Origin of the sequence: Streptomyces sp. bgisy159 (assembly GCF_965341775.1) — a bacterium.
Classification (GTDB): Bacteria; Actinomycetota; Actinomycetes; order Streptomycetales; family Streptomycetaceae; genus Streptomyces.
The window spans coordinates 1-14,032 of record NZ_CBDQZH010000062.1 but is presented as its reverse complement, the minus strand read 5'-3'; the positions used below and the strand labels follow the sequence as shown (position 1 = coordinate 14,032).

Annotated in this window: 11 protein-coding genes; 8 read left to right on the top strand and 3 right to left on the bottom strand. The window is 70.6% G+C overall.

The window, feature by feature from the left end; genetic code table 11:
• Positions 1-71: 71 nt before the first annotated feature.
• Positions 72-1,373, bottom strand: a complete 1,302-nt coding sequence (gene rfbH, locus ACSLTV_RS33560; RefSeq protein ID WP_432139692.1) for a lipopolysaccharide biosynthesis protein RfbH — start codon at positions 1,371-1,373, stop codon at positions 72-74.
• Between the two features lie 298 nt (positions 1,374-1,671).
• Between rfbH and ACSLTV_RS33555 the strand changes: the two genes are divergently transcribed.
• The 3 genes from ACSLTV_RS33555 to ACSLTV_RS33545 all read left to right on the top strand — a co-directional run bounded on the left by ACSLTV_RS33555 (position 1,672) and on the right by ACSLTV_RS33545 (position 6,044).
• Positions 1,672-3,027 (top strand): acyltransferase, encoded by a 1,356-nt coding sequence (locus tag ACSLTV_RS33555; protein WP_435613505.1) that lies wholly within the window; start codon positions 1,672-1,674, stop codon positions 3,025-3,027.
• A gap of 240 nt (positions 3,028-3,267) precedes the next feature.
• Positions 3,268-3,888, top strand: a complete 621-nt coding sequence (locus tag ACSLTV_RS33550; RefSeq protein ID WP_432139690.1) for an HAD family hydrolase — start codon at positions 3,268-3,270, stop codon at positions 3,886-3,888.
• Positions 3,889-4,154: 266 nt separating this feature from the next.
• A complete protein-coding gene (locus ACSLTV_RS33545) occupies positions 4,155-6,044 on the top strand; it encodes an ABC transporter ATP-binding protein (RefSeq protein ID WP_435613504.1) in 1,890 nt (629 codons plus the stop codon).
• A gap of 51 nt (positions 6,045-6,095) precedes the next feature.
• On the opposite strand, the gene ACSLTV_RS33540 is transcribed toward ACSLTV_RS33545, so the two are convergent.
• Positions 6,096-7,406 (bottom strand): ROK family protein, encoded by a 1,311-nt coding sequence (locus tag ACSLTV_RS33540; protein WP_435613503.1) that lies wholly within the window; start codon positions 7,404-7,406, stop codon positions 6,096-6,098.
• Positions 7,407-7,575: 169 nt separating this feature from the next.
• Between ACSLTV_RS33540 and ACSLTV_RS33535 the strand changes: the two genes are divergently transcribed.
• Genes ACSLTV_RS33535 through ACSLTV_RS33520 form a run of 4 tightly spaced genes read left to right on the top strand, consistent with a single transcriptional unit; the run spans position 7,576 to position 12,214 of the window.
• On the top strand, positions 7,576-8,892 hold the full coding sequence (locus tag ACSLTV_RS33535) for an ABC transporter substrate-binding protein (protein ID WP_432139687.1): 1,317 nt from the start codon (positions 7,576-7,578) through the stop codon (positions 8,890-8,892).
• 13 nt (positions 8,893-8,905) lie between these two features.
• Positions 8,906-9,913, top strand: a complete 1,008-nt coding sequence (locus tag ACSLTV_RS33530) for a carbohydrate ABC transporter permease (protein ID WP_435613502.1) — start codon at positions 8,906-8,908, stop codon at positions 9,911-9,913.
• A 31-nt stretch (positions 9,914-9,944) separates the two neighbouring features.
• Complete coding sequence (locus ACSLTV_RS33525) at positions 9,945-10,784, top strand: carbohydrate ABC transporter permease (RefSeq protein ID WP_432158697.1); 840 nt, start codon at positions 9,945-9,947, stop codon at positions 10,782-10,784.
• A 59-nt stretch (positions 10,785-10,843) separates the two neighbouring features.
• Positions 10,844-12,214, top strand: coding sequence for a GH1 family beta-glucosidase (locus ACSLTV_RS33520; protein ID WP_435613501.1), 1,371 nt, complete (start codon positions 10,844-10,846; stop codon positions 12,212-12,214).
• Between the two features lie 50 nt (positions 12,215-12,264).
• Here ACSLTV_RS33520 and ACSLTV_RS33515 read toward each other — a convergent pair whose 3' ends face one another.
• Positions 12,265-12,381 carry a substrate-binding domain-containing protein gene (locus ACSLTV_RS33515; RefSeq protein ID WP_435613513.1) on the bottom strand — a complete coding sequence of 39 codons (117 nt, stop codon included), beginning with the start codon at positions 12,379-12,381 and terminating at the stop codon, positions 12,265-12,267.
• Between ACSLTV_RS33515 and ACSLTV_RS33510 the strand changes: the two genes are divergently transcribed.
• Positions 12,337-13,569, top strand: a complete 1,233-nt coding sequence (locus ACSLTV_RS33510; protein WP_435613511.1) for an Ig-like domain repeat protein — start codon at positions 12,337-12,339, stop codon at positions 13,567-13,569. The genes ACSLTV_RS33515 and ACSLTV_RS33510 overlap by 45 nt on opposite strands.
• Positions 13,570-14,032 lie beyond the last annotated feature (463 nt).

Sequence of the window (14,032 nt, the reverse complement as noted above, 5' to 3'; positions counted from 1 at the left end):
GCACCCGCCCACGGCGACGGGGCGGGCCCGGTACCGGAAGGTGCCGGGCCCATCCGCGGGCGTTCACGGCGTCAGTGCGGCAGCGTCACGTACTCCATCACGGTGTTGATGCTGTGGTCGATCATCTCGTCGGTCAGGCCCGGGTACACGCCGATCCAGAACGTCCGCTCGGTGGTGATGTCGCTGTTGGTGAGCGGCCCGCTGACCCGGAACTCCCGCCCCTCGTACGCCGGGTGGCGGGTCAGATTGCCCGCGAAGAAGCGACGCGTGGCGACCTTGCTGGACTCCAGGTGGTCGATGAGGGCGCCCGGCGCGAACGGGGCGTGCGGTTCCACGGTGATGGCGAAGCCGAACCAGCTCGGGTCGCTGCCCGGCGTCGCCTCCGGGAGCAGCAGGTGCGGCAGCCCGTCCAGGCCCTTCCGCAGCCGCTCCCAGTTGTGACGGCGGGCCCTGCCGAACTCGTCGATCCGGGTCAGCTGCGAGAGCCCGAGCGCCGCCGACACGTCGGTCGACTTCAGGTTGTAACCCACGTGGGAGAAGATGTACTTGTGGTCGTAGCCCTCGGGCAGCGACCCCATCTGCTGCTCGAACCGCTTGAAACAGCGGTTGTCCTCGCCCGGTTCGCACCAGCAGTCGCGGCCCCAGTCCCGCATCGACTCCACGATCCGCGCCAGGACCATGTTGTCCGTGAGAACACAGCCGCCCTCACCCGTCGTGATGTGATGGGCGGGATAGAAGCTCTCCGTCGCGAGGTCACCGAAGGTGCCGGTCAGCTGCCCCTCATAGGTGCTGCCCAGCGCGTCGCAGTTGTCCTCGATGAGGAACAGGTCGCGGTCCCGGGCCAGTTGGGCGATCTCCTTCACCTGGAAGGGGTTGCCCAGGGCGTGCGCCATCATGATGGCGCGGGTGCGGGGGCCGATCGCCTGCTCCACGCGCTCCAGCGAGGCGTTGTAGGTGCCCAGTTCGATGTCGGTGAAGACCGGCGTCAGACCGTTCTGCAGGATCGGGTTGACCGTGGTGGGGAAGCCGGCGGCGACCGTGATCACCTCGTCACCCGGCTTCAGCCGGTCCTCGCCCAGCTGCGGTGAGGTGAGACTGGCCAGCGCCAGCAGGTTGGCCGACGAACCGGAATTGGTCAGATGCGCCTTGCGCAGCCCGAAGTACCTCGCCAGCGCACGCTCCAGCCGACGCGAGCTGACACCGGCGGCGATGCGCATGTCGAGCGCCGCCTCCACCAGGGCCACCCGGTCGTCCTCGCTGAGCACCGCACCCGAGGCCTGCACCGGGGTGACACCCGGAACGAATCCCGACGAGACGGTGGAACGGTGGTAATCGCGGACCAGGTCGAGGATCTCGGTCTTGTCGTTCCCCACGGCTGATGGCCTCCTGTGTGTGCCGGTGGGGACGAGACGTACGGCCGGCTCGCAGTCGAAGCGGGTCCCCACGCCCGTATCGTTCGATCGGGGGAACCCCAGACCAGCACGCGGCCGTGCCCCCGGGCCAGGAACACCGGCCGAATCTAGGGATCCACCAAACATTGACCACCGCCGGGACCCGTCGTGAGGGCGGCCGTGTGCACCGCCGCAAGTTCTAGGGGATTCACGGGTCCCGTCCCGGCAGGCTGAGGTGCCGGGCCCGGCGCGGGCCCCCCGCCCGTCCCTGGAGACTCCCATGAAGATCGGCCGCCCGCCGGTGGGCAACCCCGGGCGCACCGTCGTCCTGCGCGCAGGAGCGCCGTACGGCGTGCGTGTCCGGCTCGGCGTGCACGACCTGATGAACGGCACGTTCGCCACGCCGCGCACCTTCTTCTACCGGCGGACGCTGGACGACGACGCCGTCGAGGACTCCCTGCGCCGCACGCTCGCCCACTATCCGCTGCTCACCGGACGCCTCGTACGCGATCCGGACGGCGGACTCGCCGTGGCGTGCGACGACGCCGGCGCCGTCCTCTCCGTCGCCCACTCGGACCGGGCCATGCCCGACTACGGGCCGGACCGGCCGGCGCGGCAGGACCTGCGCCGCTACATCCACCCCGTCAACGCCTTCCGCGTCGTCGGCCACGACACGCCCCTGCTCTCCGTCAAGGTCACGCATATGCGCGGCGGCGGGTCCGTGCTCGGCGTCTCCATCAACCACGCCGTGGTCGACGGCACCGGCTACCTGGACTTCCTGCAACACTGGTCCCGCACGCACGCCGACGAGGAGACCCGGGCCGCGCCGTACGACCGTGCCCTGCTCGGCCGACTCGCCGACGGCGTACGTCCGGCACCGGACGACCCCCAGTACACCGTGGTCACCGCACGGCAGAAGGCCGGGTTCCTCTGGAAGGTCAACGCCGGAGCGCGGAAGATGCGCACGCTCACCGTCCGGTTCACCGCCGGCGAGGTCCTCGCCCTGCGCGAGACGGCGCGGGCGGGCCAGGACGCCGACCGGCCGCCGGCGTCCAGCGGCGACGCACTCGGGGCGCACCTGTGGCGCGTCCTCGGTGCGCTGCGCGACCGGGAACCCGGCGCGGAGGAACGCCTGGGGATCGTGGTCGGGCTGCGCACCGCGCTCAAGGGCAGCCTCCCGGACGGCTACTGGGGCAACGCGGTCTCCAACACCACGGCCGTGCTCCCGGCCCGGGAGTTGCGGGAGGAACCCCTGGCGCACACGGTCGCGGCCGCACGGGCCGCCCTGGACCGCGTCACCCCCGACCGGATCCGCCAGGAGGCCGCCTTCCTGGAGGCCCAGCGCTCGGCCGGCCGCTCCGGCCGCGTGTTCAGCCGCATGGCCCTGGACGCGTTCGAGGGCACGGTCGCCCTGAACAACTCCAGCCGGATCCCTGTCTACGCCGTCGAGTTCGGCGCCGGGCGGCCGTTCTGGTTCGAGTTCCCGGCGAATCCCATCCCGTGGACGGTCCTCATCACCCCGACCCCGGACGACGACCACAGCCGCGACGTCCACCTGAGCATCCCCCGTGACGCGGCCGACGCGCTGCAAACCCCCGCGTGGGCCGGACGCCTGCGCCACACCTCAGTGCGTTGACCGTCCCTGACCGCATGCCGCGCCGCGCGTCGAGGACGGTGTCGCTGATCTGGTCAGCGCTCTTGTAGAGGTCCCCCCGGTCGTGGACTCCGAAGGGAACATACGACGGGACACGATGCCCCTGACGACGGCCCGGAAGGCGGCGCACGGCGGACTGGAGCGATCACGATGTGACCAGTCGTGAAGGATCACTCACATCTCTGGTGTGAGCCCCCTCACGGGTGGCATAGTCGAAGACTCATGTCTGCTCACACCGCCGCCGTGTTCTTCTCTTTGGACTGCGTCCTGGTCCGGGGAGGCAGCCTCTCCCGCCTGCTCGAGGAGCGCCTCGGCCTGAGCGGCCCGTCGAGCCTGCATGAAACCGGGGAGACCGACGCGGCGCGCTGGGCGGGGATCGCCGAGGGGGCCCTGCACACGCAGCTCACGGGCCTGCCCCTGCTCCCGGGCGTCCCCGAGACGACCCGTTGGTGCTGGGGCAACGGTCTGGTGCCGGTCATCTCCAGCCTCACCTGGGCCCCGGTCGGCGCACACCTCGCCGACCGGTTCGGTGCCCACTCCTATTTCGGATGCCCCCTGGAGGCGTCGCAGGGCCGCTTCACGGGCAAGACCGGCGACATGACCGTCCTCACGGACGAGAGCGAGTTCGCCCGTCGGCGGGCGGGCGAACTCGGCGTCACCCCTGAGGACTGCGCGGCGGTGGGCGCCTGCGCCGCCGACGGCCCCCTCTTCGACTCCGTCGGCCTCGGCATCGCCTTCAACGCCCCGTCCGCCACCGGCGCCCGTGCGACCACGTCGGTCCAGGGCGACGACCTGCGCGCGGTGATCCCCGCGCTGAAGACCCTGACCCGCATCGGGGGATGACGCCGCCGCCCGCCGGGTTCACGGCCTGCCTCCGCCGCCTCGCCGGGCGGCAACGATCGTTTTGAACGCCCGCACCCCGCCCGGGACAGCGGCGCGAACGTCACCCCGAATCTGCGGACCGGTGTCAGACGGGGCCATGCGGCCATCGTGCCGACTGACGTGGGAAGCGTCAGGGGAGTGTCCGGTTGTCGCCCATCCGCGGTAAATGCCTGGACCGGTGCCGTCCTCCCGCGGGAGACTTCCGGATTCCGACCCCCAGGAGTGTGATGGCGACCCCAGACGTACACAGGCCGACGCCGGGCAGGAGCGCGGTCGTTCTCGCGCTGCGCCGCTACGGCCAGGAGCTGTTCCGACTACGGCGGCTCGCCCTGCCCGCGCTGTTTCTGCCGGCCGTGGGCAACATCGGCATCCGCTACGTGGCCCCTCTGCTGATCGCCAGACTGGCGGGGCAGGCCGCCGACGACGGTGGCCTCACCCTGACCTCCGCACTGCCGTACGTGCTGGGCTTCGGCGCGGCGCTGCTGCTCGCCGAAGCCGTGTGGCGGATCGGGCAGCACTGCCTGAACCGGGTGGACGCCCTCGGCATGGAGCACCTGTACGTGAGCGGCATGGACGAACTCCTCGCCAAGGACGCCGCGTTCTTCCACGACAACTTCGCCGGCTCGCTGACCAAACGGGTGCTGAGCTTCGGCAAGCGCTTCGAGGACTTCGTCGACACGCTGACGTACCGGATCGTGGGCAGCCTCGTGCCCCTGGTGTTCGGCGCCGTGGTCCTGTGGAGCTACGCACCGATGCTCGTCGTCGGCCTCCTGCTGATGATCGCCGTGACCGCGGTGGCCGCGGCGCCTCTCGTCCTGCGCCGTCAGGCGCTCGTCAACGAACGCGAGGCGGCGATCGCACGGGTCTCCGGCCATGTCGCCGACAGCCTCACGAACATGGAGACCATCCGGGCGTTCGCCGCCGAGCGGCGGGAGGCCGAGGAGCACCGTAGCCGCGTCGCGGACTCCCGGCGCCTGACGCTGAAGTCGTGGGACTACGGCAATCTGCGCGTCGACACCCTCATCGCCCCCATGTCCGTACTGACCAACGTGCTGGGCCTGCTCGTCGCCATCGCCTTCGGAGGGCAGGGCCGGGGGGTGGAGGAGATCGTGGTGGCGTTCACCTACTACTCCAACGCCACCCAGATCATGTTCGAGTTCAACCAGATCTACCGGCGGCTGGAGAGCTCGATGACGGAGGCCGCCCAGTTCACCGAACTGCTGCTTGACCCGCCGACCGTGCTCGATCCACCGGATCCCGAAGCGCTGTCCCCACGGGACACCGGCATCCGCTTCGAGGCCGTGACGTTCGCCCACGCCGGTGCGGAGCCGATCTTCGAAGGCCTCGACCTGGACGTGCCCGCAGGAGCGCGGATCGGCCTGGTCGGCAGGTCCGGCGGAGGCAAGACCACCCTCACCCGGCTCCTGCTGCGGATGTCGGACATCGACGCCGGACGCGTCCTGATCGGCGGTCAGGACATCAGCCGGCTGCGCCAGGCCGACCTGCGCTCACTGATCGCCTACGTCCCGCAGGAACCCGCCATGTTCCACCGCAGTCTGCGGGACAACATCGCCTTCGCCCGGCCCGGCGCCACCGACGCGGAGATCCGTGCGGCGGCCGCGGCCGCCCACGTCACGGAGTTCGCCGGCCGGTTCCCCGACGGCTTCGCCACCCTGGTGGGGGAGCGGGGAGTGAAGCTTTCCGGCGGCCAGCGCCAGCGTGTCGCTCTCGCCAGGGCCATCCTGCGCGACGCCCCGATCCTGCTGCTCGACGAGGCGACCAGCGCGCTGGACTCGGAGAGCGAGCTCCTCGTGCAGGACGCCCTGTGGCGGCTGATGGACTCACGCACGGCCCTGGTGGTCGCCCACCGCCTGAGTACCGTCGCCGGCATGGACCGCCTCGTCGTCCTCGACCGGGGACGCGTCGTCGAACAGGGCACGCACGGGGAACTGCTCGCCGCGGACGGTGCCTACGCCAAGTTGTGGCAGCACCAGTCGGGCGGCTTCCTCGGTGAGAGCGCCGAACCGGCCGCCGGCGACACCCCGCCGCCGACCGGTCCCACCGGCCTGCCGGAACCGGCCGGGAACCGCGAGGCTTCGACCGGCGTGAGCACCTGACCCGGCACCGCGCTCGGCAACACGGTCGCCACGGCAGGAGGGGAGGAGCGTTCACGACGTCATCCGGTCCCGTATCGCCGTCCGCCACGCCGGAGCCGGTGCGCTGGGCTGCTCCTTGGGGCGGTGGCCGCCGCGGGCGAAGAAGTCGGCGAGGGGCAGGATGGCCGCGCCGACGGTGACCGCCTCGGGGCCGAGCCTGCCCAGGTCGATGCGGGTGCGCGCGGCGGGGTGGCGCAGCGCGTACGCCATGGCGTGGGTCTTGACCGCGTCGAGGAAGCGGCTGCCGAGCTGGAGTCCGGCCCAGCCGCCGACGAGGATGCGCTCGGGTCGGAAGAGGTTGATGAGGTCGGCGAGGCCGGCGCCCAGGTATTCGGCGGTCTCCTCCAGTACGGCGAGGGCGGTCCGGTCGGGCTCCGCCCGCGTGCTGTCCGGGTAGGCGGCGGCGAGCATCGCGGTGAGCGCCGTCTCCTCGTGGGTGCCCTCGGGCGGGGTGCCGCCGGCCTCCCGCCACCGGTCGAGCAGCGCCTCCGCGCCCGCGTACGCCTCCAGGCAGCCGAGGGTGCCGCAGCGGCAGCGGCGGCCCCGGACCCGTACGGTCAGATGGCCCCATTCGACGGCCCGGCCGGGTCCCATGTCCTCGGAGAACAGGCTGGCGCCGACGCCGGAGCCGAAGAGGACGAAGACCGCGTTGCGCGCGCCGCGCCCGGCGCCGAACCACATCTCGGCCTGACCGAGGGTCTTGGCGCCGTTGTCGATGCGATACGGCACGTTCGACGGCAGGCTGCCGCTCTCGCGCAGCAGGCGCTCCAGCGGGACGCCGTCCCAGCCGATGGTCTGGCCGTGCACCACGGCGCCGTCCTGCGGGGTGCGTTCGACGATGCCGGGTACGCCGATGCCGACGCCGAGCAGCCGCTCGGCCGGGACACCGGCCCGGCGCAGCACTTCGGCGACGCCGTCCTGGACGTGCCGGACGACGACGGCGACGTCGTAGCGGGCGTGCCGGTCGGTCCCGGTGGTGGACAGGGCCCGCTCGGTGCGGGCGAGTTCGGTGAGCGTCAGGTCGAACAGCTCGATCCTGACGCGGGTCTCGCCGATGTCGACGCCGATCATGCAGCCGCCCGCAGGGCTGACCCGCAGCAGGGTGCGCGGCCGGCCCCCGGCGGAGTCGACGCTGCCGGCCTCCTCGACCAGTTTGTCGGCGACGAGTTCGGCGACCACGTTGCTGACCGAGCCGGAGCTGAGCCCGATGGCGGGGCCGAGGGCGAGGCGGCTGAGCGGCCCGTCGAAATACAACCGTTGCAGAACCGCGGCTCGGTTCTCGCGCCGCAGGTCACGCACCGTGCGGCCACTCCTCGCTGGCACTTCGCCCCCTGTCCTCCGGCTCCCCGCCCTCAACATACCCGTGGCGGGGGCCTTGACCCACCCTTCTCATAGCTATTAACTCACGACCTAAATTAAGCCGTACGGAGAGCCTGTCGGGTGCTCGCCGTGCCGGTTCCCACGCCCTCCCCTGAAAGGGTCCGGAGCAGCCATGCGCAGAATCAGAGCCGCAGTCACCGGCGCCGTCACCTTGTCCCTCGCACTCACCGCGGCCGCCTGCGGAGGCGGTTCCTCGACGGGCGGGGGGTCGAACGACTCGCCCAAGACCCTGACCTACTGGGCCTCCAACCAGGGCGCGAGCATCGAGGTCGACAAGAAGGTCCTCCAGCCCGAGCTCGACAAGTTCGAGCAGGCCACCGGCATCGAGGTGAAGCTGGAGGTCGTGCCCTGGTCGGACCTGCTGAACCGGATCCTGACCGCCACCACCTCCGGGCAGGGCCCGGACGTCCTCAACATCGGCAACACCTGGTCCGCCTCGCTCCAGGCGACCGGCGCGCTGCTCCCCTGGGACGAGAAGAACCTCGACAAGATCGGCGGCAAGGACCGCTTCGTGGAGTCCGCGCTCGGCTCGACCGGCGTCCAGGGCCAGGACCCGGCCGCCGTGCCGCTGTACTCGATGGCGTACGCCCTCTACTACAACAAGAAGCTCTTCGCGCAGGCCGGCATCGAGAAGCCGCCCGCCACCTGGGACGAGGTGATCGCCGCCGGCAAGAAGCTCACCGCCGAGGGCAAGAACGGCATCGGCGTCGAGGGCTCCAACCTCTCCAACAACATCCACCAGGTCTTCGTGCTCGGCAAACAGCACGGCGCGGACTTCTTCACCCCCGACGGCAAGCCGGACTTCACCTCCGACGGCGCGGTCGCCGCGGTCAAGCAGTACGTCGACCTCATGGCCAAGCACAAGATCGTCGCCCCGGGCAACGCCGAGTACGCCCAGAACCAGTCCCTGAGCGACTTCTCCAACGACAAGACCGGCATGGTGCTCTGGCAGACCGCCTCCGCCACCTTCAAGGCCCAGGGCATGAAGGACGAGGACTGGGGCGTGGCGCCCGCGCCCGTCCAGTCCGGCCGGCCCGGCACCGGTGAGGCCACCAACTCCATGGTCGCCGGCATCAACTTGTCGGTGTTCAAGAACACCGACAACCTCGACGGCGCACTGGAGTTCGTGAAGTTCATGACCAGCGATGAGGAGCAGAAGATCCTCAACAAGGCCTACGGCTCCATCCCGCCGGTCAAGAGCGCCCAGCAGGACGCCGCCTTCGCCGCCCCCGCCGTCGCCGTGCTGCGTGACACCCTCGCCACCAGCGCCGCCGCCCTGCCGCAGGTCCCCGAGGAGTCCCAGTTCGAGACCGTCGTCGGCACCGCCGTCAAGGACCTCTTCGCCGACGCCGCCGCCGGCCGCCCCGTCACCACGGAGTCGGTGCGCGCGAAGCTCGAGAAGGCCCAGCAGCAGATGCCGAAGAAGTAGGCGCGATCCTCCCATGACCACGACCGTCGCATCCCGCCACGACCGGACCGGACCGGGCACGACGGGCAAGCACGACCGTCCAGGAGCGCAACGGAACCCCCGCCGCTCCGGGCGGCGGCTGCGCCACGTCTCACTGCCCTACCTGCTGCTCCTGCCCGCCCTGGTCCTCGAACTCCTCGTCCACCTCGTGCCGATGCTCATGGGCATCGTCATGAGCTTCAAGGAACTGACCCAGTTCTACATCTCCAACTGGTCCGACGCCCCCTGGGCCGGCCTCGACAACTTCCGGATGGCGGTCGACTTCGACGCCCCGGTGGGCGAGGCACTGCTGAAGTCGTTCCTGACCACCTGCCTGTTCACCGTCTGCTCGGTGGGCCTGTGCTGGCTGATCGGCACCACCGCCGCGGTCTTCCTCCAGGAGAAGTTCCGCGGCCGGGGCCTGCTGCGCACCCTCTTCCTCGTCCCGTACGCGCTGCCCGTCTACGCCGCCGTCATCACCTGGGTGTTCATGTTCCAGCGCGACAACGGCCTGGTGAACCACGTGCTGCACGACCAGCTCGGCATCGGCGACGACCCGGCCTTCTGGCTCGTCGGCGACAACGCGTTCTGGGCGCTGCTGACCGTGTCGGTGTGGAAGGGCTGGCCGTTCGCCTTCCTGACCCTGATGGCCGGCCTGCAGAACATCCCCAAGGACATGTACGAGGCGGCCGCCCTGGACGGGGCGGGTGTCTGGAAGCAGATCCGGCACATCACCCTGCCGTCGCTGCGCCCCGTCAACCAGGTGCTGGTGCTGGTGCTGTTCCTGTGGACGTTCAACGACTTCAACACACCGTTCGTGCTGTTCGGCAAGGCGGCCCCGGAGTCCGCCGACCTGATCTCCCTGCACATCTACCAGTCCTCGTTCCAGACCTGGAACTTCGGCACCGGCTCGGCCATGTCCGTCCTGCTGCTGCTGTTCCTGCTCGTCGTGACCGGTGTCTACCTGCTGGTCACCAGCCGGGGAGGCAAGGCCCGTGCCTGACACCTCGAAGCGGCGCGCCCCGCGCTCGCCGATGTCCGCCCCGCCGTCCTTCCTGTGGACCCGGCGGATCTTCCTCACGGGCCTGACCGTGTTCGTGCTGCTGCCGGTGTACGTGATGCTCTCCAGCTCGCTGAAGCCGCTGGAGGACGTGTCGGAGAAGTTCCAGTGGATCCCCTCCGGGCTCACCGTCCGGCCGTACGTCGACATCTGGGAGACCGTCCCGCTCGCGGACTACTTCGTCAACTCCCTGATCGTCTCGGGCGCCGCCACCGTCTGCTCGGTGGCCATCGCGGTCTTCGCCGCCTACGCGGTCAGCCGCTACGACTTCCGCGGCAAGCGGGTCTTCACGGTCACCGTGCTGTCGACGCAGATGTTCCCCGGCATCCTGTTCCTGCTGCCGCTGTTCCTCATCTACGTCAACATCGGCAACGCCACCGGCATCGCCCTGTTCGGTTCCCGCGGCGGACTGATCCTCACCTACCTCACCTTCTCCCTGCCGTTCTCCATCTGGATGCTGATCGGGTACTTCGACTCGATCCCGCGTGACCTGGACGAGGCGGCCGAGGTCGACGGGTGCGGTCCGGTTGGTGCGCTGTTCCGGGTGATCGTCCCGGCCGCCGTGCCGGGCATCATCGCGGTCGCCGTGTACGCCTTCATGACCGCCTGGGGCGAGGTGCTCTTCGCCTCCGTCATGACGAACGACACCACCCGGACCCTCGCGGTCGGTCTCCAGGGCTACTCCACGCTCAACGACGTGTACTGGAACCAGATCATGGCGGCGTCCCTCGTGGTGAGCGTGCCGGTCGTCGCCGGCTTCCTGCTGCTCCAGCGCTACCTGATCACCGGTCTGACCGCCGGTGCCGTGAAGTAGCGCCCGCGCGAGGCTCCTGCCCTTCTCCCGCTTCCCCGTGCATCCCTGGAAGGTCTTCCGTGTCCGAATCCGCAGCCCCGCACGCCCTCGACCTGGCCGCCTTCCCGGCCGACTTCACCTGGGGCACCGCGACCTCCGCCTACCAGATCGAGGGTGCGGTGGCCGAGGACGGCCGTACCCCGTCCATCTGGGACACCTTCTCCCACACCCCCGGCAAGGTCGACAACGACGACCACGGCGACATCGCGTGCGACCACTACCACCGCTGGCCCGAGGACATCGCCCTGATGCGGGAACTCGGCACCGACGGCTACCGCATGTCCATCGCCTGGCCGCGCGTTCTGCCCGGCGGCGACGGACCCGTCAACCCGGCCGGTCTCGACTTCTACGACCGCCTCGTCGACGCCCTGCTCGCCGCCGGCATCACCCCTTTCGTCACCCTGTACCACTGGGACCTGCCGCAGGCCCTCCAGGACCGCGGCGGCTGGACGGAGCGGGACACCGCGCAACACCTCGCCTCCTACGCCTCGGTCGTCGCCGCCCGGCTCGGCGACCGCGTCACCCGGTGGGCCACCCTCAACGAGCCGCTGTGCTCAGGCTGGATAGGGCACCTGGAGGGCCGGATGGCCCCCGGCCTGACCGACCTCACCGCGGCCGTACGCGCCTCCTACCACCTCCTTCTCGCACACGGCCTGGCGGTGCAGGCGGTCCGGGCCGCCGTGCCCGGGGCGCAGATCGGCCTGGTCACCAACCACTCCACGGTCGACCCCGCCTCCGCCCGCCCCGAGGACACCGCGGCCGCCGTCCGCATGGACGGCCACAGCAACCGCTGGTGGCTCGACCCGGTGTACGGGCGCGGCTTTCCCGCCGACATGCGTGAGCTGTACGGAGTGGAGCTGCCCGAGCGGCCGGGCGACCTGGAGGTGATGGCGACGCCGACCGACTGGCACGGCCTCAACTACTACTTCCCGGTGGTCGTCACCGACGACCCCGAGGGCCCGGTGCCGTACGCCCGCGAGGTCAGGGTGCCCGGCGTGCCCCGATCCGGCATGGACTGGCCGGTCGACGCGGCGGGCCTGGAGGGCATGCTGATGCGCCTGACCGAGGACTACGGGGTGCGCCGCCTCTACATCACCGAGAACGGCTCCGCCTACCCGGACACGGTCGCCGCCGACGGCAGCGTGCACGACCCCGAACGCACCCGGTACCTGGAGGAGCACCTCGCCGCCTGTGCCCGCGCGGTGCGCAAGGGCGCCCCGCTGGCGGGGTACTACGCCTGGTCGCTGCTGGACAACTTCGAGTGGGCGTACGGATACGACAAGCGGTTCGGTCTGGCCCACGTGGACTACGCGACCCAGCGGCGCACGCTGAAGAGCAGCGGGCGCCGCTACGCGGAGATCATCCGTGCGCACCGGAGCAGCGTGTCCTGAGCCCGGGTGGCCGACCCTCGGTGCGCTCCCGGACGGACCGGCACCGAGGGTCAGGCCGACTCGCGGATCACCAGCTCCGGTTCGAAGACCACCGACGAGGGCTGCTGGGCGGTGCCGGCCAGCTGCTCCACGAGCAGCCGGGCCGCCGTCGCGGCCATCTCCTCCACCGGCTGGCGACCACCACGGCGCTGGCGTCCGTACCGAACCCGTCCGTGGTGGGCGAGCCGGCGACCTTCACCGCCACTGTCGTGCCCGTCGCCCCCGGTGCGGGCACCCCCACCGGCACCGTCACGCTCGACTTCGGTGACGGCACCGCGCCCGTGACCCTGCCCCTCACCGACGCGGTCGCGACCACCGACCACACCTATACGAGCGCCGCGGGCAGTCCGTACATGGTCACCATCGCCTACGACGGCGACGCGGACTTCACCGGCTCCACCCGCCCGTACACCCACAGGGTGCGCCGGGCTCTGACCACCACGACCGTGACGTCGGCGCCGGATCCGTCGGTGGTCGGCGAAGCGGTGACCTTTACCGCCGACGTCGCACCCCTCGTCCCCGGTGCGGGCACCCCTACCGGCACCGTCACGCTCGACTTCGGCGACGGTGCCACCCCTGCCACCGTCTCCCTGACCGACGGCACGGCCACCGTGAGCCACTCCTACACCAGCCGCTCCGGCGGCCCCGACGCGGTCATCGTCACCTACAGCGGCGACCTGGACTTCGTCTCCTCCGGAGGCGCCGCACTGCACACCGTGAACCGCGCGGCGACCACTACGACCGTGGCCGACGCTCCGGACCCGTCGGTGGTCGGCCAGCAAGTGACATTCACCGCCACCGTCGCACCCGTCACCCCCGGAGCAGGCACGCCCACCGGCACCGTCGTCTTCAACTTCGGCGACGGCAGCAGCCTCGTCACCGCCACCCTCGCCTCCGGCAGCGCCACTGTCACCCGCCCCTACACCAGCAGGAGAGACGCCCCCGACACGGTCACCGCCACCTACACCGGCAGCACCAGCTTCGCCGGCTCCAGCGGCACCGACCCGCACACCGTCAACCGGGCACTGACGACCACCACGCTGGTCTCCTCCCCAGACCCATCGCGGCCAGGACAGCCCTTCACCCTCACAGCGACCGTCACACCTGTCGCGCCCGGAGCCGGGACCGCCACCGGAAGCGTCACCTTCACCATCGCCAACCGCTCCTCCGTCAGCTCCCCTCTCGTCAACGGCAGCGCCACCACCGCCGTCAACGTGCCACTGAACGTCGGCACCCACCCCATCACCGCCGCGTACCCCGGCAGCGCCGACTTCGCCGGCTCCACCGGCACGGACACGCACACCGTCACGCCCTGACCCGCTCCTTGGTGATCGGCAACCTCGCTGAAGCTCGAACGGAGCGCTTCGGAAGGCTGCGGCGGCGTGGGCACTGCCAGCCCGCTGAGGCCATCTGCGGCAGAGCGTCTCATTGCAGGAGCTTCAGCACCGCGCTCGGCAGCTGGTCGGCTTGGGCAAGGACGGAGGCAGCGCCTGCTCCAGGGTGGAGCTTCCGGAGCCCATGTTCTGGGCGGCTGAGACCGAAGGCTGTTGAGCTTGCGCGGCAGAGGCGCTGCCGAGGGTGGCTGCGCCGCATCCTTCCGGCAGTCCTGCCATCGTGAGCCTGGCAGCTTCGTCCATCGTTTCGGTCGTGCGGTTGGGATTCGGTGGGTCCCGTGGCAGGTGGTTCTGTGGTGGTTGCGTGTCATCGGGGAGATGTTGGGGGTATCGTTTTCCGGCCCCGAGATTATACGCGGGCGGAATTGTAGGGAGTGGTGAGTGG

Coding starts and splice junctions, on each gene's coding strand:
- ACSLTV_RS33555 (WP_435613505.1), top strand. CDS start 1,672: ATGAAGATCGGCCGCCCGCCGGTGGGCAACCCCGGGCGCACCGTCGTC.
- ACSLTV_RS33550 (WP_432139690.1), top strand. CDS start 3,268: ATGTCTGCTCACACCGCCGCCGTGTTCTTCTCTTTGGACTGCGTCCTG.
- ACSLTV_RS33545 (WP_435613504.1), top strand. CDS start 4,155: ATGGCGACCCCAGACGTACACAGGCCGACGCCGGGCAGGAGCGCGGTC.
- ACSLTV_RS33535 (WP_432139687.1), top strand. CDS start 7,576: ATGCGCAGAATCAGAGCCGCAGTCACCGGCGCCGTCACCTTGTCCCTC.
- ACSLTV_RS33530 (WP_435613502.1), top strand. CDS start 8,906: ATGACCACGACCGTCGCATCCCGCCACGACCGGACCGGACCGGGCACG.
- ACSLTV_RS33525 (WP_432158697.1), top strand. CDS start 9,945: ATGTCCGCCCCGCCGTCCTTCCTGTGGACCCGGCGGATCTTCCTCACG.